Annotated in this window: 22 protein-coding genes; 10 read left to right on the forward strand and 12 right to left on the reverse strand. The window is 73.6% G+C overall.

All coding sequences use genetic code 11. The features are described from left to right. Positions 1-2: 2 nt before the first annotated feature. The 3 genes from Q3W68_RS05850 to pdxH are packed head-to-tail and all read right to left on the reverse strand — an operon-like array spanning position 3 to position 2,864. A complete protein-coding gene (locus Q3W68_RS05850) occupies positions 3-929 on the reverse strand; it encodes an aldose 1-epimerase family protein (protein ID WP_302904448.1) in 927 nt (308 codons plus the stop codon). Positions 930-945: 16 nt separating this feature from the next. Then, positions 946-2,238, reverse strand: a complete 1,293-nt coding sequence (locus Q3W68_RS05855) for an MFS transporter (RefSeq protein ID WP_302904449.1) — start codon at positions 2,236-2,238, stop codon at positions 946-948. Next, a complete protein-coding gene (pdxH, locus tag Q3W68_RS05860; protein ID WP_302904965.1) occupies positions 2,235-2,864 on the reverse strand; it encodes a pyridoxamine 5'-phosphate oxidase in 630 nt (209 codons plus the stop codon). The genes Q3W68_RS05855 and pdxH overlap by 4 nt, the downstream gene beginning before the upstream one ends. Positions 2,865-3,137: 273 nt before the next feature. Between pdxH and Q3W68_RS05865 the strand changes: the two genes are divergently transcribed. From Q3W68_RS05865 to Q3W68_RS05880, 4 genes are all read left to right on the forward strand, one after another. Further along, entirely contained in the window at positions 3,138-4,244 is a 1,107-nt protein-coding gene (locus tag Q3W68_RS05865; protein WP_013283721.1) for a citrate synthase 2, read from the forward strand. 284 nt (positions 4,245-4,528) lie between these two features. Then, positions 4,529-5,656 (forward strand): phosphoserine transaminase, encoded by a 1,128-nt coding sequence (gene serC / locus Q3W68_RS05870; protein WP_302904450.1) that lies wholly within the window; start codon positions 4,529-4,531, stop codon positions 5,654-5,656. A 191-nt stretch (positions 5,657-5,847) separates the two neighbouring features. After that, the gene (gene sepH, locus Q3W68_RS05875) at positions 5,848-6,936 is read left to right on the forward strand and encodes a septation protein SepH (protein ID WP_302904451.1); all 1,089 of its coding nucleotides are present in this window, start codon (positions 5,848-5,850) and stop codon (positions 6,934-6,936) included. 63 nt (positions 6,937-6,999) lie between these two features. Then, a complete protein-coding gene (locus Q3W68_RS05880; protein ID WP_302904452.1) occupies positions 7,000-7,986 on the forward strand; it encodes an aldo/keto reductase in 987 nt (328 codons plus the stop codon). Between the two features lie 82 nt (positions 7,987-8,068). Here Q3W68_RS05880 and thpR read toward each other — a convergent pair whose 3' ends face one another. The 5 genes from thpR to Q3W68_RS05905 all read right to left on the reverse strand — a co-directional run bounded on the left by thpR (position 8,069) and on the right by Q3W68_RS05905 (position 12,569). Next, positions 8,069-8,632: an RNA 2',3'-cyclic phosphodiesterase gene (thpR, locus tag Q3W68_RS05885; protein ID WP_302904453.1), complete on the reverse strand. Its 564-nt coding sequence runs from the start codon at positions 8,630-8,632 to the stop codon at positions 8,069-8,071. Between the two features lie 4 nt (positions 8,633-8,636). Then, positions 8,637-9,146, reverse strand: coding sequence for a hypothetical protein (locus tag Q3W68_RS05890; protein ID WP_302904454.1), 510 nt, complete (start codon positions 9,144-9,146; stop codon positions 8,637-8,639). A 75-nt stretch (positions 9,147-9,221) separates the two neighbouring features. Continuing rightward, positions 9,222-10,508, reverse strand: coding sequence for an MFS transporter (locus Q3W68_RS05895; RefSeq protein ID WP_302904455.1), 1,287 nt, complete (start codon positions 10,506-10,508; stop codon positions 9,222-9,224). A 68-nt stretch (positions 10,509-10,576) separates the two neighbouring features. Beyond that, complete coding sequence (locus tag Q3W68_RS05900) at positions 10,577-11,026, reverse strand: MarR family winged helix-turn-helix transcriptional regulator (RefSeq protein WP_302904456.1); 450 nt, start codon at positions 11,024-11,026, stop codon at positions 10,577-10,579. A 61-nt stretch (positions 11,027-11,087) separates the two neighbouring features. After that, a complete protein-coding gene (locus Q3W68_RS05905; protein ID WP_302904457.1) occupies positions 11,088-12,569 on the reverse strand; it encodes an NCS2 family permease in 1,482 nt (493 codons plus the stop codon). A 94-nt stretch (positions 12,570-12,663) separates the two neighbouring features. Between Q3W68_RS05905 and Q3W68_RS05910 the strand changes: the two genes are divergently transcribed. Continuing rightward, positions 12,664-12,927: a DUF2530 domain-containing protein gene (locus tag Q3W68_RS05910; protein WP_302904458.1), complete on the forward strand. Its 264-nt coding sequence runs from the start codon at positions 12,664-12,666 to the stop codon at positions 12,925-12,927. A 4-nt stretch (positions 12,928-12,931) separates the two neighbouring features. On the opposite strand, the gene Q3W68_RS05915 is transcribed toward Q3W68_RS05910, so the two are convergent. Further along, positions 12,932-13,771, reverse strand: a complete 840-nt coding sequence (locus Q3W68_RS05915) for a DUF3027 domain-containing protein (RefSeq protein WP_302904459.1) — start codon at positions 13,769-13,771, stop codon at positions 12,932-12,934. 87 nt (positions 13,772-13,858) lie between these two features. Between Q3W68_RS05915 and Q3W68_RS05920 the strand changes: the two genes are divergently transcribed. Together Q3W68_RS05920 and Q3W68_RS05925 are read left to right on the forward strand one after the other, a co-directional pair. Further along, positions 13,859-15,472, forward strand: a complete 1,614-nt coding sequence (locus tag Q3W68_RS05920; protein WP_302904460.1) for an MFS transporter — start codon at positions 13,859-13,861, stop codon at positions 15,470-15,472. Continuing rightward, positions 15,469-16,146 (forward strand): futalosine hydrolase, encoded by a 678-nt coding sequence (locus Q3W68_RS05925; RefSeq protein WP_302904461.1) that lies wholly within the window; start codon positions 15,469-15,471, stop codon positions 16,144-16,146. Before Q3W68_RS05920 ends, Q3W68_RS05925 begins: the two co-directional genes overlap by 4 nt. A gap of 57 nt (positions 16,147-16,203) precedes the next feature. On the opposite strand, the gene Q3W68_RS05930 is transcribed toward Q3W68_RS05925, so the two are convergent. Next, positions 16,204-17,187: an NAD(P)-dependent alcohol dehydrogenase gene (locus tag Q3W68_RS05930; RefSeq protein ID WP_302904462.1), complete on the reverse strand. Its 984-nt coding sequence runs from the start codon at positions 17,185-17,187 to the stop codon at positions 16,204-16,206. 116 nt (positions 17,188-17,303) lie between these two features. On the opposite strand from Q3W68_RS05930, the gene Q3W68_RS05935 reads away from it, so the two are divergent. Then, positions 17,304-18,014, forward strand: a complete 711-nt coding sequence (locus Q3W68_RS05935; protein WP_302904464.1) for a TetR/AcrR family transcriptional regulator — start codon at positions 17,304-17,306, stop codon at positions 18,012-18,014. A gap of 34 nt (positions 18,015-18,048) precedes the next feature. Further along, on the forward strand, positions 18,049-18,879 hold the full coding sequence (locus Q3W68_RS05940) for a 1,4-dihydroxy-6-naphthoate synthase (RefSeq protein WP_302904465.1): 831 nt from the start codon (positions 18,049-18,051) through the stop codon (positions 18,877-18,879). Here the strand turns inward: Q3W68_RS05940 and Q3W68_RS05945 are convergent. Continuing rightward, positions 18,840-19,226, reverse strand: coding sequence for a cold-shock protein (locus Q3W68_RS05945; protein ID WP_026267952.1), 387 nt, complete (start codon positions 19,224-19,226; stop codon positions 18,840-18,842). The genes Q3W68_RS05940 and Q3W68_RS05945 overlap by 40 nt on opposite strands. Before the next feature lie 28 nt (positions 19,227-19,254). Beyond that, positions 19,255-19,878, reverse strand: a complete 624-nt coding sequence (locus tag Q3W68_RS05950) for an HAD family hydrolase (RefSeq protein ID WP_302904466.1) — start codon at positions 19,876-19,878, stop codon at positions 19,255-19,257. Positions 19,879-19,915: 37 nt separating this feature from the next. On the opposite strand from Q3W68_RS05950, the gene Q3W68_RS05955 reads away from it, so the two are divergent. Further along, the gene (locus tag Q3W68_RS05955; RefSeq protein ID WP_302904467.1) at positions 19,916-22,384 is read left to right on the forward strand and encodes a helicase-associated domain-containing protein; all 2,469 of its coding nucleotides are present in this window, start codon (positions 19,916-19,918) and stop codon (positions 22,382-22,384) included. The last annotated feature ends 1 nt before the right edge of the window (position 22,385 follow it).

Raw genomic sequence — 22,385 nt, forward strand, 5'->3', positions numbered from 1 at the left:
GCTCAGACCTCCGGGCGGACGCCCCAGGCGCCCCGCCAGGTCTGCCCCGGCTCCAGCATGATCAGGTCCTTGCCGGAACGGAACGCGTCGGGCGGGCAGGTCATCGGCTCCACCGCCACGGACCGGCGGTGGCGTTCCCCGCCGAGGGTGTCGCCGGTGAACACCTGCCACCAGCCGAACTCGCGGTCCGCCCAGATCCGCAGCCCGGACGAGCCGTCCGGCGCGCTCAGCACCACCGCCGAGCCGCCGTCGGCGTCCCGCTCGACGTCACCGAACGCGGTGTCGAGCACCAGGTCGCCGATCGGGCGCGGGCTGGTGAAGTCGAACTCGGAGCCGGTCACGTCAGCGGCGGCGACCGGCAGCAGGCGGCTGTCCACCAGCACCCGGCGCCGGGCCGGTAGATGCAGCCGAAGCTCGTCCACGCCGACCTTCGGCAGTTGCAGGTAAGGGTGCACGGAGAAGCCGAACGGCGCCGCCTCGTCGGAGAGGTTCGTCGCCTCGTGCTCGGCCCGCAGGCCGTCCGGGCCGACGCTCCACCGGGCCCGCAGCCGCAGCGCCCACGGGTAGCCGGGGCTCGGCGGCAGGTCGTAGCCGATGGTCACGCTGTCCGCCGACTGCTCGATCGGCTGCCACCGCACCCAGTTCACCAGGCCGTGCAGGGCGTTGTGCCGCTCCGGCTCGGTGAGGTCGAGCTGCAGCGACCGCTCCCCGACCGTGTAGACGCCGTCCCGGATGCGGTTCGGCCAGGGCGCCAGCACCTGCCCGGCCGAGCCGGGGCAGACCTCGTCCTCGGCGTACCCGTCGAGGTGGTCCACGCCGTCGTAGCGGTAGGCCCGCAGCCCGCCGCCCACCTCGACCACGACGGCCTCGTGGCCGTCGGCCGCGATGGTCCACTGTGTACCGGACGGTGGCTGCACGTCGATCCCCATGTCGGCGACCCTACCGTCAGCTGCGCTCCTCGGCGGGGGTGGTGGAGCGATAGCGCAGCAGCGCCGGGAACGCCACCACCAGCAACACCGCGAGTACGGCGGCGGCCAGACCGCCACCGACCATGGCGAAGCCGGTGCCGAAACCGGCGGCCATCGCACCGGCGCGCAGGTCGCCCAGGCGCGGACCGCCGGCCACCACGACGGTGTTCACACCCTGGAGACGCCCACGCATCCGGTCCGGCGCGTAGACCAGCAGCATCGACTGGCGCAGCGTGGCGCTGACCAGGTCGGCGGCGCCGGCGACGCCCAGCAGCACCACCGCGACCCACAGCTGGCCGGCCAGCCCGGCGAGCGCGATCGCCACGCCCCAGCCGACCACCGCCACGGTGAGCGCGAGGCCCTGCCGGCGCACCCGGCCGATCCAGCCCGAGGTCAGGCCGCCGAGCATCGCGCCGATGGCGATGGAGCTGTAGAGCCAGCCCACCGCCGAGGCGCCGCCGAAGCGTTCCTGCGCCAGCTCCGGGAACAGCGCCCGCGGCATGGCCAGGATCATCGCGATCAGGTCGATGGCGAAGGAGAGCAGCAGCACCCGTGTGGTGGCCAGGTAGCGGAAGCCGTCGACGATGCTGGCGAACCCGGCCTTGCGGACGCCGCCGTCCGGGTCCGGCGCGGGCGGCATCGCGGGCAGCCGCAGCGTGGCCCAGAGCGACGCGGTGAACAGCAGCGCGTCCGCCGCGTACGCGATGGGCAGCGCCACCCCGACCTGCCAGGCGGCGAAGATCAGCCCGGCGGCGAGCGGGCCGAAGACGGCGGCGGCGGTGAACGTGGTGAAGTTCAGCGTGGTGGCGGCCGGAACCAGCTCGGCGGGCACCAGCCGGGGCAGGATCGCGCTGCGGGCCGGCGAGGTGATCGCGAAGGCGGTCGACTGGAGGGCGACGAGCAGCAGGAGCAGCAGCGGGCTGCGGACGCCGGCCAGCGACTGCACCAGCAGCCCGAGCGTCGAGGCCCAGAGCACGCAGCCGCCGGCGAGCAGCACGCGTCGGCGGTCCCGGGCGTCGGCGACCGCGCCGCCCCAGAGCCCGAAGACCAGCAGCGGTACGAAGCCGGCGATGCCGAGCAGGCCGACCCAGAGCGAGCCGCCGGTCAGGTCGAACATCTCCACCGGCACCGCCACGGCGGTGAACTGGAAGCCGAACATGGCGATCGCGTTGCCGGTCCAGACCCGCCGGTACGCGGGCACCCGCAGCGGGCGCAGGTCGATCGCCCAGCGGCTCGCGCCCCGCCGCCGGGCCGACGTGACGTCGGTCACGGCGCGAGCCGCTCGACGACGAAGACCCCGTCTGCGGTACGCCGGAAGCGCAGCCGGTCGTGCAGCCGGCTGGCCCGGCCCTGCCAGAACTCGACAGTCTCCGGACGGACCCGGAACCCGCCCCAGTACGGCGGCGCGGGGATCGGGTCCACGTCGGCGAACCGCTCGGCAGCCGCCCGGTACGCCGCGTCGAGCGCGGTCCGGTCCGGCACCACCGTCGACTGGGCGCTGGCCCACGCCCCGAGCTGCGAGCCGCGCGGCCGGCCGGCGAAGTACGCCTCGGTCTCGACGCGGTCCACCTGCTCGACCCGGCCGGTCACTGTCACCTGCCGCTGCATCGGGAACCAGGGGAACACCAGGCTGGCCCACGGGTTCCCGGTCACCTCGGTGCCCTTGCGCGAGCCGTGGTTGGTGTAGAAGACGAAGCCCTCCGGGTCGTACCCCTTGAGCAGCACGGTGCGCCCACTGGGCCGGCCCGCGGCGTCGGCCGTGCCGAGCACCATCGCGTTCGGCTCTGGCAGCGGGTGGGCCACCGCGTCGGCGAACCAGCGGGCGAACTGGGTGTGCCAGTCCGGTGCCAGGTCCGTCTCGGTCAGGCCCAGGTCGGCGGCGTACTCGTTACGCATACCGGCCGGGGCGGGTGTGTCGCCTGTCACTGTGGTCGTCCCTCTCCCGGGCGTGCCGGCGTCCCCCGACGCTGGCCAGGCCCCGGTACCCAGTCTTCTCCTTCTCTCACCGACGGCCAGCGGCGGGGATGTCGTGTGGCGCACAGTGGCTGTGGGTCGCGCAGCCTGTTACCCACCGGGCAAGATGTTCCGAACCACATCCCTGAAGGGTCGCCTGAGCTGCGGGGCTCGATCAGCCCGCCCGGGCGCGCCGAGCCGAAGCCAGGAGACGACATGTCCGATTTCAAACCGGGCCTGGAGGGCGTCGTAGCCTTCGAGACCGAGATCGCCGAGCCCGACCGCGCGGGAGGATCACTGCGCTACCGGGGCGTGGACATCGAGGACCTGATCGGCCAGGTCTCGTTCGGCAACGTCTGGGCGCTGCTGGTGGACGGCCGCTTCGGCCCGGGCCTGCCGCCGGCCGAGCCGTTCCCGGTGCCGGTGCACTCCGGTGACATCCGCGTCGACGTGCAGTCCGCGGTCGCCATGCTGGCCCCGTACTGGGGGCTCAACCAGCTTCTCGACATCTCCGACGAGCAGGCCCGCGAGGACCTGGCCCGGGTGTCGGTCACCGCGCTGTCCTTCGTCGCCCAGTCGGCGCGCGGCCTGGGCCTGCCGGCCGTGCCGCAGAAGGAGATCGACAAGGCGGAGACCATCGTCGAGCGGTTCATGAAGCGCTGGCGGGGTGAGCCCGACCCGCGGCACGTCAAGGCAGTCGACGCGTACTTCATCTCGGCCGCCGAGCACGGCCTGAACGCCTCCACCTTCACCGCCCGGATCGTCGCCTCCACCGGCGCCGACGCCGCGGCCTGCATCTCCTCCGGCATCGGCGCGCTCTCCGGCCCGCTGCACGGCGGCGCCCCGTCCCGGGTGCTCAGCATGCTGGAGGCGGTCGAGCGCAGCGGCGACGCCGACGGGTACGTCAAGGGCGTCCTGGACCGGGGCGAGCGCCTGATGGGCTTCGGCCACCGGGTCTACCGGGCCGAGGACCCGCGCGCCCGCGTGCTGCGGCGTACCGCCAAGGAGCTCGGCGCGCCGCGCTTCGAGGTCGCCGAGGCGCTGGAGAAGGCCGCGCTGGCCGAACTGCAGGCCCGCCGCCCGGACCGCGTCCTCGCCACCAACGTCGAGTTCTGGTCGGCGGTGGTGCTGGACTTCGCGGAGGTGCCGGCGCACATGTTCACCTCGATGTTCACCTGCGCCCGGATGGGCGGCTGGTCGGCGCACATCCTGGAGCAGAAGAAGCTCCAGCGGCTGGTCCGGCCGTCGGCCACGTACGTCGGCCACGGCCCGCGCAAGCCGCAGCAGGTCGAGGGCTGGGACGCCATCCCGCACGGCGTCTGAGATGTAAGGAAGGGGCCCCGCTCAACGCCTCCGGTAGAGGCGGGGCCCCTTCTTGACGCCCACCTCCGCGCCCGCTGGGCGCTGCGCCCGCTGTGGCGCACGACTCAGCGCCGACCGTGGGACCAGCCGTCGGTCCGGACCGCCCGGGTGGGAGGATGAAGGCCGGCAGCGCTGCCGGCCGGGTTCGGACCCCGGCCACCTCGTGCGCCCGGCGCACGCCCGGCCTCCGGTCCGCGCCCGCACGAAGGGCCCGCCCTCGCCCACGCGGAAGGATCAAGAAAACCGTGGCTGACGCACCGACCATCCGGATTCCCGACGAGATCAGGCCCGCCGACGGACGATTCGGCTGCGGCCCGTCCAAGGTCCGTCCGGCCGCGGTCTCCGCCCTCTCCGACGTCGCCACCAGCTACCTCGGCACGTCGCACCGGCAGAAGACGGTCCGCGACCAGGTGGCCCGGCTGCGCCGCGGCCTGGCCGAGTTCTTCTCCCTGCCCGAGGGGTACGAGGTGGTGCTCGGCAACGGCGGCACCACCGCGTTCTGGGAGGTCGCCACGTTCGGCCTGATCCGCGACCGGGCCCAGTTCGCCAGCTTCGGCGAGTTCGGCGCCAAGTTCGCCAAGTCGGTCTCCGACGCGCCGTTCCTCGGCGAGCCGACCGTGCGCAAGTCCGACGCGGGCAGCGCCCCGACGCTGGTGGCCGAGGCCGGCGTGGACGTCTACGCCACCCCGCACAACGAGACCTCCACCGGCGTCGCGGTGCCGATCAGCCGGGTCGCGGGCGCCGACGAGGGCTCGCTGCTGCTCGTCGACGCCACCTCCGGCGCGGGCGGGCTGGACGTGGACGTCGCCCAGACCGACGTCTACTACTTCGCCCCGCAGAAGTGCTTCGGCTCCGACGGCGGGCTCTGGCTGGCCCTGATGTCGCCGGCCGCGCTGGCCCGGGCCACCGAGGTCAAGGAGTCGGGCCGCTACATCCCCGCCTTCCTCGACCTGGTCACCGCGATCGACAACTCGCGGCTGGAGCAGACGTACAACACCCCGGCGCTGGCGACCATCTTCCTGGCCGCGGAGCAGACCGACTGGATGAACTCCCAGGGCGGGCTGGCCTGGGCGGCCAAGCGCACCGCCGAGAGCGCCGGCATCGTGTACGGCTGGGCCGAGCGCTCGTCGTTCGCCACGCCGTTCGTGTCGGACCCGGCGCTGCGGTCCAACGTGGTCGCCACCATCGACTTCGCCGACGAGGTGGACGCCACGGCGATCGCCAAGGCGCTGCGCGCAAACGGCATCGTCGACACCGAGCCGTACCGCAAGCTGGGCCGCAACCAGCTGCGGGTGGCGCTGTTCCCGGCCGTCGAGCCGGCCGACGTCGAGGCGCTCACCGCGTCCATCGACTACGTGGTCGAGCGACTCTGATCACTTGATCACGGTGCGTGGCCGTCGGGGCTCCGACGGCCACCCACCGTGATCATTACCGCAGCTCAGTCACGACATGCCGGGGTGTCGCAGTCCCCATCGGCGGGTAGATGAGCGTACGGTGGTGCGAGACGCCCGGGTGGCCGGCTCCCGTGGCGTGACGGCCAGCGAAGCGGGACGGAGGCAAGCCCATGCGCCCAGTACGCTTCGTCGCCCTCTCCGAGGACGGCCAGGCCCTGGTGCTCGCCGACGAGGTGGGGCGCCTGCTGGCGCTGCCCATCGACGAGCGGATCGCGTCGGCGCTGCACGCCGAGCCGGGCGCCCCGCCGCTCGCCGTGGTGCCGAGCGCCACCGACCCGACGCCGTCGCTGTCCCCACGCGACATCCAGGCCCGCATCCGGTCCGGTGAGTCCGCGGAGGACGTCGCCCGCATCGCCGGTGTGCCGGTCGACCGGGTGCTGCGCTACGCCGGCCCGGTGCTCCAGGAGCGGGCCATGCTCGCCCAGCACGCCCGCCGCACCCGGCTCAAGGGCGCGGAGAAGCCGACCCCGCTGGCCGAGGTCGTCAACGGCCGGCTGGCCCAGCACGGCATCGACACCGAGAAGATCTCGTGGGACGCCTACCGCCGCGACGACGGCACCTGGCGGATCATCGCGACCTGGCCGTCCGGCAAGGCCACCGCGCAGGCGGTGTGGGATCTGGACAAGACCCGGCAGAACGTCGCCCCGCACGACGACATGGCGCAATACCTGTGCGCCGAGCGGCCCACGCCGATCCTCGGTCAGGAGCCGGCGCCGGAGCGGGGCGGCCACGCGCTGCCCGGCCCGTCACGCGGCGAGCCGAGCCGGGGTGGGCACGGGCTGCCGGCCGCGGCCGAGCACGCCCGTCCGGGGCGTGACCCGATCCGTGCCGGCCGGGACGCGCTGCTCGCCTCGCTGGACCGGCCGCTCGGCGGCACGTCCGGGCGCGGGCTCGACACTCGTTCCCCGGCCGCGCTGGCCGGGCAGGAGGCGCCCCGTCAGCGGGCGGTCGCCGGCGGTGCCGCCGCGCTGCTCGGTGGTGGCCAGGGTTCGGCCTTCGACGACGACTCGGACGCGCCGAAGGAGATCCCCGCCGTACCCTCGCTCGCCGTGCTGCGGCCACGCCGCACCGGCCCCGCGGCGGCGACCGGCGGTGCGGCCGCCGAGGCCGCCGACGCCGGCGGCAAGCCGCGCAAGCGGCTGCCGAGCTGGGACGACGTGCTGTTCGGCACCGGCCCGGCGGCCCGCGAATCATCCTGATCCATCGCTCCACCCTGGCTCGTCGACGAGGCACTCGAAGTGCCGGCGTGCCAGGGTGGAGGCATGGAGTACACGAACCTGGGACGCACCGGTCTGTCCGTGAGCCGACTCTGCCTCGGCACGATGAACTTCGGTCCGCAGACCGACGAGCCGGACAGCTTCGCCATCATGGACCGGGCGCTCGAACACGGGATCAACTTCTTCGACACCGCGAACGTCTACGGCTGGAAGCTCGGTGAGGGCGTCACCGAGCAGATCGTGGGCCGCTGGTTCGCGCAGGGCGGCGGGCGCCGCGACAAGGTCGTCCTCGCCACCAAGGTGTACGGCAAGATGGGCGAGTGGCCCAACGAGCAGGGCCTGAGCGCCCGGCACATCATCCGGGCCTGCGAGGACTCGTTGCGCCGGCTCCAGACCGACACGATCGACCTCTACCAGATGCACCACATCTCCCGGACCACGCCGTGGGAGGAGATCTGGCAGGCGATGGAGACGCTCGTCGCCCAGGGCAAGGTGCTCTACGTCGGCTCGTCCAACTTCGCCGGCTGGCACATCGCGCAGGCGCAGGCCGCGGCCGGCAAGCGCAACTTCCTCGGCCTCGTCTCCGAGCAGTGCATCTACAACCTGCTGACCCGGTACGTCGAACTGGAGGTCGTCCCGGCCGCGCAGCACTACGGGCTGGGCATCATCCCCTGGTCGCCGCTGCACGGCGGGTTGCTCTCCGGCATCATCCGCAAGATGGCCGAGGGCAGCGCGGCGCGTGGCACCACCGGGCGCTCGGCGGACGCGCTGGCCGAGCACCGCAACACCATCGAGGCGTACGAGAAGCTCTGCGCCGACCTGGGCCACGACCCGGCCGACGTGGCGCTGGCGTGGCTGCTCTCCCGGCCGGGCGTGACCGCCCCGATCGTCGGCCCCCGCACCATGGACCAGCTCGACCGCAACCTGGGCGCCCTCGACGTCCAGCTCGACGAGCCCACCCTCACTCGCCTCGACGAGCTGTTCCCGCCGGTGGGCAACGGCGGCCCCGGCCCCGAGGCCTGGGCCTGGTAGCTGTGTAAGGAAGGGCCCCTTCTTAACGCCTCAGGTAGAGGAGGGGCCCCTTCTTAACGCCCAGCTGCGAGCGCCCACGCGCTCAACCCCCAGCCGCGAGCGCCCACCCGGCGACGCGGGTGTAGCGCGGCGTACGGCCCAGGTGACTGCGGATCAGGAGCAACTCGCCGGCCGCCCACTGCGGCCCGGCGTAGTCGTGCAGCGTGTGCACGTCCGAGCGGAGGTCGGCCTCGGGCATCCGGTCGCCGGGGCGGGCGATGGTCAGGTGCGCCCGGAACGGCTTGTCGTCGCAGGGCAGCCCGGCCCCGCCCAGCCCGCCACGGATCGACCGGGCGAGCGCGTCGAGCGCCTCGACCTCGCCGCGCACGTCCACCCAGAGCACTGTGGACCGGCCCTGACCGAAACTGCCGCCGCCGGCGAGGCGTAGCCGCGGGGAACGAGCCGACCGGGCGGCCGAGGCGAGTGCGGACTCCACATCGGGCAGCCGGACGTCCGGCACCTCGCCGAGGAAGGCGAGCGTGAGGTGCAGGTTCGCCGGGTCGGCGAGGCGGGCGTGGCGGGCGGACGCGACCCGCAGGCCCTTGATCCGCGCGGTCAGGTCCGCGACCGCCACGGGAGGCGGGTAGATCGCCGCGAAGAGACGCACCCGGTCAGCGGTGCCGCTGGTGGTGCGCGGCGCGGGCGGCCGGCAGGGTCAGCCCGGCGGCGTGCAGCAGCCCTTCGACGCGTACCCGTTCGATCTCCCGGTCGACGCCGTCCAGCTCGGCCAGGTGCTCGGCGATGCCGAGCGCGTGGCAGGCGGCGCGCAGCCGTTCGTCGTACGCCTCGATGACCGCGCCGTGCCACACCACGCTGCGGTCGGCGGCGGCGAGCCGGTGGCCGCCGAGCCGGCGCAGGTCGGTGGCAAGTTGTTCCAGCGGACGGCGGCCGTCCTTGTCGAACTCGGTGAGGTCGATGTCGCGGGTCAGCGCCTCGGCCTCGATGGCCCGGTCGAGCCGCGCGATGGTACGGCGTTCCCGGCGCTGCTCCCGCCAATCGGCCCATCCGCATGCGACCCGGTCGATGATCTCGTCGGCGCAGAACAGCAGCGCGAACAGGGCAGGCAGGCAGCAGACGGCGAGGATCGCCAGCGCCAGCAGCAGTCCCTGCCCCACTTCCACACATCGACGCTAAGCCCTGCCGCACCGGCCCGCCACCCGTTTGGGTAATCGGGCCGGTACGACCGGCCATCGGGGCTACTTGGCGCCGGGCGACACCACGTAGAAGCGGGGCATCGGCAGCACCCGCATCCGCAGCCGGGCGCCGGAGCGGCGCAGCTGCCAGGTGAGCGCCAGCAGCGCGGCGGTCAGCGAGATCAGGCCGCCGGCCCAGATGCTCGCGCCCGCGCCGTACGTCTCGGCGACCCAGCCGATCAGCGGCGCGCCGACCGGGTTGGTGCCCAGGAACACCAGCACCCACAGGGCCATCACCCGTCCCCGGAAGGACGCGTCGACACCGAGCTGCACCCGCTGGTTGGCCGCCTGGGCGAAGTAGACCATGAAGAACCCGGCGGGCAGCAGCAGCGCCACCACCGCCCAGTAGGCCGGGGCGAGCCCGACCAGCGTGCCGAAGACGGCGCAGCCGATCGCGGCGCCGAGCACCAGCCAGACCGAGGGACGGCTGCGTCGGCCGGTGCCGGCCAGCGCGCCGACCAGCGCGCCGACGGCGAGCGCGGTGCTGAACAGGCCGAACGAGGCGGCGCCGGTGTTGAACACGGTCTTCGCGAGCGCGGCGAGGGTGAGCTGGAAGTTGAACAGGCTCATCCCGATCACCGACATGAGGACCATCGGCAGCAGGATGTCGGGACGTCGCGCCACGTACCGGAGGCCGTCGACCACCCGGGCCTGGTCCCGCTCGCCGGCCGGCAGCAGGTCCTTGCGGTGCAGTTCGTCGGTACGCATCCGGACCACGTTCACCAGCGGGGCGATCGAGCTGAGCGCGGTGACCAGGAAGACCGGGCCGACGTCGACGACGGCGATGGCCAGGCCGGCGACGGCCGGGCCGACGATCCGGGCGGAGTTGAACACTGCCGCGTTGAGCGAGAGCGCGTTCGGCAGCAGCGGCATGCCGACCAGCTCGGAGACGAACGCCTGGCGGACCGGCGTCTCGACCGCGTTGGACACGCCGAGCAGGGCGGCGAACGTGAAGACGTGCCAGAGCTGCACCAGGCCGGTGAGGACCAGGACGCTCATGGCCAGCGCCAGCACGGTCCAGAACGCGTTGGCGACGAAGAGCAGCATCCGCTTGTCGTAGCGGTCGGCGAGCCGCCCGGACAGCAGCGTGAGCAGGAGGACGGGGGTGAACTGCAACGCGGTGACCACGCCGAGCGCGGTCGCGGAGTTGTCGCTGAGCTCGAGGACGAGCCAGTCCTGGGCGATGAACATCATCCAGACGCCGATCAGTTTGATCAGCTGTCCGGTGGCGAAGAGTCGATAGTTTCGGACTCGTAGGGACTGGAACATCGTGCTCAGCTTGGCCTGCACTCTAGGTGCGCCTCCTTGCGTCGGTACGCTTCATCCACAGCTGACGAAGCGAACCGCGGGCGGCGGTGTCAGGCGCGAGCGATGCCCTGGAGGATGTCCGCGGCCCGCCGTAGCGTGTCGCGTTCGTCCTCGCTCAGCGCGGCCAGCCGGGTGGCCAGCCACTCGTCACGGGCCTGATCGAACTGTTCGAGCACGGCCCTTCCCCCTTCGGTCGCCGCCAGGATGACCTGCCGTCCGTCGGTCGGGTGGGGGGTACGCTGCACGAGGCCGCGTTCCTCCAACTTCGCGACGATCTTCGTCATCGTGGGCGGCTGCACCCGTTCGACATCAGCCAGTTCCCGCGGCGTGAGGGCGCCCGCCAGATTGAGGCTGGTGAGCGCCGACAGCTGGGTGACCGTGAGGTCGCCGACCGGCCGGGCCTGTCGGACCCGCCGGTTGAGCCGGGTGATCGCATTTCGCAGCTGAGGGGCCAGCTGCGCCGGTGGCACGCGTTTCGCCGTCACCGTCCGCTCCGTCACACTAGTTAGCTTAACTAATGAGCCTGGCTAACGACATGCGTTATGACCAGGCTCACCAGCGTCAGAGCAACACGGACTCGATCGGCCCGCGCAGGAAGTACAGGATGAACAGCACGGCGACGCCGTACAGCAGCGGGTGGACCTCGCGGGCCTTACCCTTCGCCACCTTGAGCAGCACGAAGCTGATCACGCCGGCCCCGATGCCGTTCGAGATCGAGTAGGTGAACGGCATCAGCGCGATGGTGAGGAACGCCGGGATGGCGATCTCGTAGTCGGTCCAGTCGATCGTGCGGACCGCCGTCATCATCAGGAAGCCGACCACCACCAGCGCCGTCGAGGCGGCCTCGAACGGCACGATCAGCGACAGCGGCGCCAGGAACATGGCGAGCAGGAACAACGCGCCGGTGACCAGGTTGGCCACGCCGGTCCGGGCACCCTCCGCGACGCCTGCGGCGCTCTCGATGTACGACGTGTTGCTGGACACCGAGGCGGCGCCGCCCGCGGCGGCGGCGATCGAGTCGACGAGCAGGATCTCCTTAGCCTTCGGCGGGGTGCCCGTCTCGTCGAGCATGTCCCCTTCCTGGCCGATCGCGACCATCGTGCCCATGGTGTCGAAGAAGTCCGTGATCAGCAGCGTGAAGATGAACATCAGCGGCACCAGCCAGCCGACCCGGCTCCAGGAGTTCAGCACGTTGAACTGGCCCAGCAACGACAGGTCGGGCAGGTCCACGATCTGTTTGGGCAGCTCGGGCACGTTCAGCGCCCAGCCCTTCGGGTTCGGCTTGCCGTCGACGAAGGACGGGCCGACGTTGGCGACCGCCTCGACCACGATGGCAAGCACGGTGGAGGCCAGGATGCCGATCAGGATCGCGCCCCGGACCCGGCGTACCACCAGGACCAGCGTGATCAGCAGGCCCACCACGAAGACGAGCATCGGCCAGCTGACGATCTTGCCGTTGATGCCCAGCCCGACCGGCACAGTGGAGTTCGCGGCGTCCGGGATCCGCCGCACGAAACCGGCGTCGACCAGGCCGATGATGGTCAGGAACAGACCGATGCCGACGCCGATCGCGGTCTTGAGCTGCGTCGGCACCGAGCGGAACACAGCGGTACGCAGTCCGGTGAGCACCAGGATGCCGATCAGCACACCCTCGATGACCACCAGGCCCATCGCGTCCGCCCAGGTCATCTGCGGCGCGATCTCGTACGCGACGAGCGCGTTCACGCCCAGGCCGGCCGCGAGCGCGATCGGGAACCGGGCCACCACGCCCATCAGGATGGTCATCAGGCCGGCGACGAGCGCGGTCGCCGCGGCGAGCGCCGGAATGGCCAGCGAACGGCCGTCGCCGTCCTTCCCGCTGCCCAGGATCAGCGGGTTCAACACCACGATGTACGCCATCGTGAAGAACGTGGCGAAGCCGCCGCGCAGCTCCCGGCTCAGCGTCGACCCGCGCGCCGAGATCAGGAAGAAGCGGTCGAAGGCGTTTCGTGGATGCGCGGGATCGGGCGGCGTGCCGTGATCCGGCGGCGGAGCAATGGACATCGGTTCCTCATCTAGGTCATCGGCCGGGTTTTGTCGCGCGCATCGTCCCAGATCACCTGGCAGGCAGGGAAGGACGATCACGTACGCTGGGCCGGTGTCACAGGAGCAACAGCCGCGGCCGGAGCCGCTCGACCCGCCGATGGTGCCGTTCGCCGTCGCCGGGCTGATCGCCTGGGGGGTGGCCGGCCTGGTGCTACTGGTCTTCTTCCGGGACTGGCTCACCGAATCCGGGCGTCAGAACTGGCTCTGGACCTGCCTGGCCGGTTTCCTGTGGGGCTTTCCCGGCCTCGCGGTGATGATGCGGCACGACGCCAACCGGCGTCGCCGGCGCGCGGCTGCCGCGCAGCGACAGCGCTGACCCGTCAGGGGTGGCCGTACGGCTCCGCCGGCTCGGCCGCCTCCACCGAACCCGGTGCCCGGCTGACAGTCATCGCCTCGACCGCGCTGTCGTCGTAGACGGTGGGCAGCTCGTCGACGGACGTCTCGGCCGCTTCGATCATCGTCTCCGAGTGGGCGCCGCACCCGTGGTCGGCGCTCACCACCCGGCCGTCGTCCGGGGCGTAGAAGTTGCCGCAGGCGCCGAACGCCAGGCGCAGCGCGCCGGCCAGCGGCAGGTAGAAGCCGCAGGTGCCGCAGCGGGCGGCGGCCGGCGCGGCGACCGAGATCGCAGCGTCCGGCCCGTGGTCGCCGTCGTACCAGCGCTGAGCGGCCTCGGCGCGGCCCTCCCGGGACAGCACCCGGGCCCGGCCCAGGCCCAGCTCCCAGGCGGTCTCCTCCACGGCCGGGTCGTCGGAGAGCAGGTAGCCGGGGGCGAGCCGCTCGTCGTCGGCCGGGGTGGGCAGCAGGTCGCCCGGGCCCAGATCGCCCGGCTTGAGCCGCTCCTGCCAGGGCAGCCAGCCCGGGGCGAGCAGCGCGTCCGGGCCGGGCAGCAGCACCGTCTCGCAGATGGTGACGTGCCGGCTGCGCGGCACCCGGGTCACCGTGACGGCCCAGCGCCAGCCTCGGTAACCGGCCATCCGGCATTCGAAGTAGTGGGTGACGACCCGGTCGCCCTCGGCGACGGCCTGGAGATGATCGCCGATGTCGGTGGGCTCCACCTCGGTGATCGCGTCGCGGGCCACTTCGACGGCGGCGGCGCAGACCTGGTCGAGCCGGGGAGCGCGGGCGGAGGCGGGCCTGGTCACCGGACCATTGTTCCCCATGCCCGTCCACGGGCGACAGGCACTCCCCGGAGTCATTCTCTGCGGGTGATGCGGCACACGCGGAGCGGATGGGCGAGGATGGGACGCATGGCGCTGTCCTCCCGCTCCGGCCGCTCCTTCCTGGGGCGGACCGTCGGCACCGGCATCCGCGCCACTCGGCTGCTGATGCGGGGCTCACTGCACGGCGGACGCTGGATGACCCGGCGCGCCGGCACGGCCCGGGCCCGCAGTGCCGGCAACGAGGTGGGCATGGTCCGCCTGTTCGACCTGCACGCGCTCTCCTGCGCCGGTGACACGCTCATCGCGATCGGCCTGGCCGGGACGATCTTCTTCGACGTGCCGCTGGGCGAGGCGCGCAACAAGGTGGCCCTCTACCTGCTGGTGACCATGGTCCCGTTCGCCATGCTCGCCCCCGTGGTCGGCCCGCTGCTCGACCACTTCCGCCACGGCCGGCGGTACGCGCTGGCCACCACCATGCTGGGCCGGGCGTTCCTGGCCTGGCTGATCTCCGACTACATGGGCGGCTTCGGGCTCTACCCGGCGGCGTTCGGCGTGCTCGCGCTCTCCCGGGCGTACGGGGTGGCCCGCTCGGCGGCGGTCCCCCGGCTGCTCCCCGAAGGGTTGGGGCTGTCCCAGGTCGGGGCGCGCGCGAGCGTCTACGGCACGGTGGCCGGCGCGCTCGTCGCGCCGATCGGGCTGGCCGCGTTCTGGTTCGGGCCGCAGTGGCCGCTGCGGGTCGCCTCGGTGATCTTCCTGATCGGCATGGTGATCTCGCTCCGGCTGCCGCCGAAGGCCGACTCCGAGCCGCCGGAGCGGATGCCGCACCCGCTGCGCGCGATGCGCCGCCGCGACGGCGAACGCCCGCTGGGCCGGGGCCGTCCCAGCGGCCGGCTGGTGATCGCCACGCTGATCGGCGCGGCGGCGCTGCGCGGGCTCTACGGCTTTCTGCTGCTGTTCCTGGCCTTCGCGATCAAGGCCGGTGACCTGACCACCGACTTCTTCGGCCGCGACCTCGGCGCCCAGGGCGCGCTGGGCCTGGTCGGCGGCGCGCTGGCGGTCGGCACGTTCTTGGCCACCGCGATCGGCACCCGCCTGCGCATCCACCGGCCGACAGCGCTCCAGTCCAGCGGCACGATAGTGGTCGCCGGTGTGGCGGTGCTCGCCGCGCTGAAGTTCTCGCTGCCCATGGTGGCGCTGCTCTGCCTGGTGGCCGCGATGATGAGCGGGATCGCCAAGCTCGCGGTGGACGCCTCGATCCAGGAACGCATCCCGGAGCGGCTGCGCGCCAGCTCGTTCGCCCACTCGGAGACCGCGCTGATGCTGGCGTTCGTGGCCGGGGGCGGCCTCGGACTGGTGCCGTTCACCGGCCTGATCGGCGTGACGGTCGCCGCCGCGGTGGCCGCGCTGGTGGCCGTACGCGGGGTGCTCGTGGCCGGCAAGCTGCGCGGTGAGCACCTGCTCGGCCGGCCGCTCGGCGACGAGGAGCTGGCGGCGGAGCAGGTCACCCGGGCCGAGGAACCGGCCGCCACCTCGTTCGACGATCCGGCGCCCACGTCACCGGCGCCCCAGCGTTCCGGGCCGCCGGACGACGACGGACTGGCGCCGCCCGGCTTCCACATCTACCGGCCGTCCTCCTCGGTGGGCGGTCCCGGCGGCGTCGAGGACACCGAGCGGCGCGACCCCCGGGGGCCGGTGGCGTGACCGGTCTGCTCGTGGTCACGGCGGTGCCCGCCGAGGCCGAGGCGATCCGTGCCGGCCTCACCGCACCCGCCGCACCGGACGGCACGGCGTCGCCGGACGTCACGGTGCTGCCGGTCGGCGTCGGTCCGGCCGTCGCCGGTGCCGCCACGGCGCGGCTGCTGGCGCTGGCCGAGGCGGCCGGACGGCCGTACCGGGCGGTGGTCAGCGCCGGCATCGCCGGAGGTTTCGCCGGCCGGGTCGCGGTGGGTGGCACGGTGCTCGCCGACCGCAGCGTCGCCGCCGACCTCGGCGCCGAGTCGCCGGCCGGTTTCATCCCGGTCGAGGACCTGGGCATGCCTCCCGAGCTGCTGGGCGGCGGCCGGACCGTGCCCGCCGATCCGGGCCTGCTGGCCCGTCTGCGCGCCGCGCTGCCGGGGGCCACGGTCGGCACGGTGCTCACGGTCAGCACGGTGACCGGCACCGCCGCCAGCACGGCCGCCCTCGCGCAACGGCACCCGGACGCGGTGGCCGAGGCGATGGAGGGGTACGGCGTGGGGGTCGCCGCCGCGCAGGCCGGTGTGCCCTTCGCCGAGCTGCGGACGGTCTCCAACCCGATCGGCCCGCGCGACCGGAGCGCGTGGCGCATGCGCGAGGCGTTCGCCGCGCTCACCGCCGCCGCTGCCGCCCTCCACTGATCTTGTCCACTTGTGGACAACCCTGTGGACAACTCGCCGGCCTGGGGACGGACGGTCTCAGATCGTGATGACGACCTTCGCCCGCGCGTGCTCGCCTTCGAGGTAGCGGATGGCGTCGGGCACCTCGTGGAGCGGATAGGTGCGGTCGACCACAGGCGTGAGGCGACCGGCCTCGGCGTGCTCGCGGAGCGCGTCGAGGTGCGCCCGGCCGGGTGACGTGGCGAGGACGACGACGCGCTGCCGGAGAAAGGGCGCCGTCAGCCGTCCCCGCGCCAGCAGCCCGATCGGGCCGAGCAGGCTGCCACCGCGGTAGACGCCGCCACCGGAGAGCACGAGCGTCCCGGAAGGCGTCAGCGCTCGCCGCAGTGCGCCCAGGGAGCGGTTGCCGACCAGGTCGAACACCACGTCGTGGCGGTCTCCCGCGCGGGTGAAGTCGTCGCGGGTGTAGTCGACCACCTCGTCCGCGCCGAGTGAGCGGACCAGCGCGACGTTGCGGGTGCTGCACACGCCGGTCACCGTCGCGCCGAACGCCTTCGCGAGCTGGACGGCGAGCGTGCCGACGCCGCCCGACGCACCGTTGATCAGGATGCGGTGACCGGGCCGGATCTGCCCGGCGTCGCGCAGCCCCTGGAGCGCTGTGACACCGGCGAGCGGCAGTGCCGCCGCCTGCGCCGGGCTCAGGTTCGCCGGCCGAGGCGCGACCAGGTGCTCGGGCACGCGCACGTACTCGGCGAACGCGCCGTCGGCCTCGCCGAGGTCGCCGAAGACGGCGTCGCCGGGGCGTACCTGCCGCACCCGGGAGCCGACGGCCTCGACCCGGCCGGCGAAGTCGCGGCCACGGACGCGGGCCCGGGGCCGCCCGAGGCCGAGCGCCAGCCGCGACAGCCGGGGGTCGCCGCGCATGACGTGCCAGTCGTACGCGTTCACTGCGGCGGCCTCGACCCGCACGAGGACGTCGCCGGGGCCGGGCTCGGGCGTACCGACGTCGGCGAGCGTGAGTGTCTCCGGGGGGCCGTACCGGTCCTGGACGATCGCCTTCATGACCCACTCCCTCCCAGGTGTACGGCGTACACCTTGATGGGGACAGGCTAGGTGTACGCCGTACACCGGTCAAGGCGGTTACTGTGTCAACGGCCGCCGGAAGGACTGGGGACGACATGCCTGAGCAGGTGGAGACGGCGCGCCGGGCGCCCCTGACCAGGGACCGCGTCCTGCGTACGGCCGTCGCGCTCGCCGACCGGACCGGGATCGAGTCGCTCAGCATGCGCAACCTCGCCCAGGAGCTGGGCGTCGTGCCGATGGCCCTCTACAAGCACGTCGCCAACAAGGACGAACTGCTCGACGGCATGATCGACATGGTCGTCGCGGAGATCGACCCGCCGGCCGCCGGCGACTGGAAGCAGGCGATCCGCCGGCGCGTCCTGTCCGCGCGGCAGATGCTGCTCCGCCACCCCTGGGCCTCGCTGGCGATCGAGTCCCGGACCACGCCCACGCCGGCCGTCCTCGCGTACCTCGACTCGACCGTGGGCGCCCTGCGGGCGAGCGGATTCTCCACCGACCTGGCCCACCACGTCATGCACGCGCTGGGCAGCCGCGTGCTGGGCTTCAGCCAGGAACTGTTCGACGCCTCCCGGCAGGCCGGCCGGTCCGGCGCGACGGTGCCCGAGGCGCCGGCCGACCTGCCGCCGGAGACGGCCGCCCGGTTTTCCCACCTCGCGGCCATCGCCACTGCGGCGTCCCACGACGGCGACTCCGTCGTCGGGCCCGGCTGCGACGACCAGTTCGAGTTCGAGTTCGCGCTGGACCTGCTGCTCGACGGCATCGAGCGGCTGCACCGGAACGGCTGGACGTCACACCGGACGGGGTGACGGGCCGCCCGGGCGCCGGGGTTACGGTGGGACCGTGGCGCTCTCCCTGGCGATCTCCCCCTGCCCCAACGACACGTTCGTCTTCGACGCCCTGGTGCACGGCCGGGTGCCGGGCGCGCCGCCGGTCGAGGTGACCTACGCGGACGTCGACGTCACGAACACCGCAGCCGAGCGGGGGGCGTTCGACCTGGTGAAGGTCAGCTACGCCGCGCTGCCCTGGCTGCTCGACGACTACCACCTGCTGCCCTGCGGCGGTGCCCTCGGCCGGGGCTGCGGCCCGCTGGTGCTGACGCGTGGAGACCGGACCGACCTGTCCGGCGCGACGGTGGCGGTGCCCGGCGAGCGGACCACCGCGTACCTGCTGTTCCGCCTCTGGGCGGCCGACCAGGCCCCGGCGCGCATCGAGGTGGTGCCGTTCCACGAGATCATGCCGGGTGTGGCCGCCGGCCGGTACGACGCGGGCCTGGTCATCCACGAGGCGCGCTTCACCTACCCGCGGCACGGGCTGACCGCCCTGGTCGACCTGGGCGAGTGGTGGGAGGGCGACACCGGGCTGCCGATCCCGCTCGGCGCGATCCTGGCCCGCCGGGGCGCAGTCGACCCGGTCGAGGCCGCCGCCTGGATCCGCGAGTCGGTACGCCAGGCGTGGGCCGACCCGGAGGCCAGCCGGGAGTACGTCCTCGCGCACGCGCAGGAGATGGAGCCCGACGTGGTGGACCGGCACATCGGCCTCTACGTCAACGAGTTCACCGCCGACCTGGGAGAGGCCGGCTTCGCCGCCGTGGAGGCGCTGCTGGGCCGGGCCGCCGACGCCGGGCTCGTCCCTCAGACCTCCAGCTCGCGCGCCACCGCGTGGACCAGCTGAGCGATCTTCTGGGCGGTCTTCCGATCCGGGAAGCGACCGCGGCGCAGGTCCGGCTGGACCTTCGCCTCCAGCACCTTGATCATGTCTTCGACCAGGCCGTGGAGTTCCTCGGCCGGCCGGCGGCGCAGCTCCGCCACGGACGGCGGCGCCTCCAGCAGCTTGACCCCCATCGCCTGGGCGCCCCGACGGCTGTCGACCACGCTGAAATCGACCCGCTGGCCACCCTTCAGGTCGGCGACACCCGCCGGTAGCGCGCCCTTCGGCAGGAACACGTCGCCACCCTCGTCACTGGTGACGAACCCGTACCCCTTGGCGGCGTCGTACCACTTCACTCGACCCGTCGGCACCTGTTGAACCCCGCTCCACTCGAACCGTCTACCCCTCCAAGGCTAGCCCGATGATCCGGTCCAGCGCCCTCGGGAATTCGACGAGATCATCGAGCACCACACGGGCACCGGCCTCGGCCAGTTCGGCGGCGGAACACGGGCCGGTCGCCACTGCCACGCCCGGGATTCCCGCGGCCCGCGCGGCGGCCATGTCGGCCACGTGGTCGCCCACGTACAGCGTCGCGCCGTGCTCGCGCAACGCGACCGCCTTCTGCTCGGCGAACACGTCCCCGGCCAACTCGTCCACCGGCAGCCCGAGGTGGTCCAGGTGCAGCTTCGCCAGCCGGCCCATCTTCGCGGTCACCACCATCGTGCGGCCGCCGCGCGCATGCACCGCGCGCAACGCGGCCTCCGCACCCGGCATCGGCACCGTCGGGGTGATCGCGTACGCCGGATACAGCTCCCGGTAGAGCGTCACCGCCTCCTCCAGGCGCTCCGGCGGGAACCAGTGCGCCAGCTCGGTACGCAGCGGCGGGCCCAGCCGGGAGACGGCCAATTCCCCGTCCACGTGCACGCCCGTGCGCGCGGTGAGCGCCCGGAACGCGGCGGCGATCCCGGGGCGGGAGTCGACCAGGGTCATGTCGAGGTCGAAGCCGACCATCAGCGGAGACATGCCGAGAACCTACCCAGCGGGCTAGCGTGGTACGACGATGACCACCTCACTCGCCGACCACCTGCGGGCCCTCCCCGACGAGTCGCTTGCCGCCCTGCTCCAGCTGCGGCCGGACCTCGTCGTGCCGGTGCCGGCCGACGTGTCCGCCCTCGCCCTGCGCGCCCAGTCCCGGGTCTCCGTGGCCCGGGCGCTCGACGGGCTGGACCAGTTCACCCTCCAGATCCTCGACGCCGCCCGGCTCACCCGCGGTCCCGAGGGCACCACCTCCATCGACCAGATCCTGGCCATGGCCATCGCCGGTCCCCAGCCGCCCGCACCCACAGCGGTCCGCGCCGCCGTCGACCGGCTCCGGGCCCGGTTCCTGCTGTACGGCCCCGAACACGACCTGTGCGTGGCCGGCGGCATCGACGAGGTGTCCCCGTACCCGGCGGGGCTCGGCCGGCCGGCGGCGGAGCTGGACCCGCGCGCGGCGGCGCTCTGCGCGGACCCGGCGAAGCTGCGGCGGACGCTGCTGTCCGCGCCGCCCTCGGCCCGGGCGGTCCTGGACCGGCTCGCCGCCGGACCGCCGGTCGGGACCGTGGCCCCCGGTGCGCTGGAGGCCCCCGCCACCGGCGCCGAGGACGTGCTCCCGCCCGACCTGGTGAACGGCGGCGCGCCGACCGGCTCCCCGATCCGCTGGCTGGTCGAGCACCGCCTGCTGGTGCGGATGTCCGGCGGCCGCAACGGCACGGTCGAGCTGCCCCGGGAGGTGGGGCTGGTGCTGCGCCGCGACGCCGGTCCGCTCGGCCCGCTGCGCACCAGCCCGCCGGTGGTGTCCGGGCCGCCGCGCGAGGTCAAGTCCGTCGACTCGGCCGGGGCCGGGCAGAGCATGGAGGTGGTCCGGCACACCGAGGCGATGCTGGAGGCGCTGACCGCGGAACCGGCACCGGTCCTGCGCTCCGGCGGCGTCGGCGTACGCGACCTGCGGCGGCTCGCCCGTGGCCTCGGGCTGGACGAGCCGACCACAGCGCTGCTGTTCGAGGTGGCGTACGCGGCCGGGCTGACCGGCGAGATGGAGCTGACCGGCGCGGCCACCACCCGGTACGGCGGCGACCAGCAGATCCTGCCCACCGGCGGGTACGAGGTGTGGCGCGCGGTGTCGCTGGCCCAGCGCTGGGAGCAGCTCGCCCGCGCCTGGATGTCGATGCCCCGCCAGGCCGGCCTGATCGGGCAGCGCGACGACCGGGACCGGCCCATCTCGGTGCTCTCCGCCGAGGCGGAACGGGCCGGCGCGCCGGCCGCCCGGCGTGCGGTGCTGGCCGTGCTGGCCGACCTGCCGCCCGGTACCGCGCCGACCATCGACGAGGTGCTGGAGCTGCTGGACTGGCGCGTGCCCCGGCGGGCCCGGGGGCGGGAGACGGCACACCGGGAGGTGCTGGCCGAGGCCGCCACGCTGGGCGTGACCGGGCTCGGCGCGCTCACCTCGTACGGGCGGCTGCTGCTCGCCGAGCTGACCGAGGCCGACGAGCGCGGTGACGACCCGCTCGGGCTGCGCTCCGACGACGCCGAGTCGGGCGACGCGTCGACGACCGTACGGGCGCTGGACGGGCTGCTGCCCGCACCGGTCGACCACGTGCTGGTGCAGGCCGACCTGTCGGTGGTGGTGCCCGGCCCGCCCGACCCGGCGCTCGCCGCCGAGCTGGACGTGGTGGCCGAGCACGAGTCGGCGGGCGGAGCCAGCGTGCACCGGGTCACCACGGCGAGCATCCGGCGGGCGCTCGACGCCGGGTACACCGCGGACGACCTGCACGCGCTGTTCCGCCGCCGGTCGCGTACCCCGGTCCCGCAGGGCCTGACCTATCTGGTCGACGACGTGGCCCGCAAGCACGGTGGCCTGCGCGTCGGGTCGGCCGGCGCGTACGTGCGCAGCGACGACGAGGCGCTGCTCACCGAGGTGCAGGCGGACCGGCGACTGGAACCGCTGGCGTTCCGCCGGCTCGCGCCCACGGTGCTGGTCACCCCGTACCAGGTCAACCGGATGCTCGCCGCGCTGCGCGACGCCGGGTACGCCCCGGTGCCGGAGGACGCCAGCGGAACGACGGTGCTGGCACGGCCGAAGACCCGGCGTGCGCCGGCCCGTACCGCGATCGGCCGTGCGGTGGACCCGCTCGCCACACCGAAGCTGCCGATGCCCCGCCTGCTCGGCGTGGTGGAGCAGATCCGCCGGGGCGAGGCGGCGGCGCGGGCGGCACGGCGCGCCCCGGCGGTGGTCCGCGGCGCGGCGGCCACCGGTCCCGCGCCCGCGTCCGCGTCGGGGCACGGCGACGCGCTGGCGGTGCTCCAGCAGGCGGTACGGGACAAGGCGCTGGTCTGGGTGGGCTACGTCGACGCGCACGGGGCGACCGCGTCGCGGCTGGTCCGGCCGGTGTCCATCGGCGCCGGCTACCTGCGCGCCGAGGACGACCGGACGGAGATGCTGCACACCTTCGCGCTGCACCGGATCACGGCGGCGGTGCTGGAGGAGTGAG

The organism is Micromonospora sp. C28ISP2-4, assembly GCF_030519385.1.
GTDB classification, from domain to species: domain Bacteria; phylum Actinomycetota; class Actinomycetes; order Mycobacteriales; family Micromonosporaceae; genus Micromonospora; species Micromonospora tulbaghiae.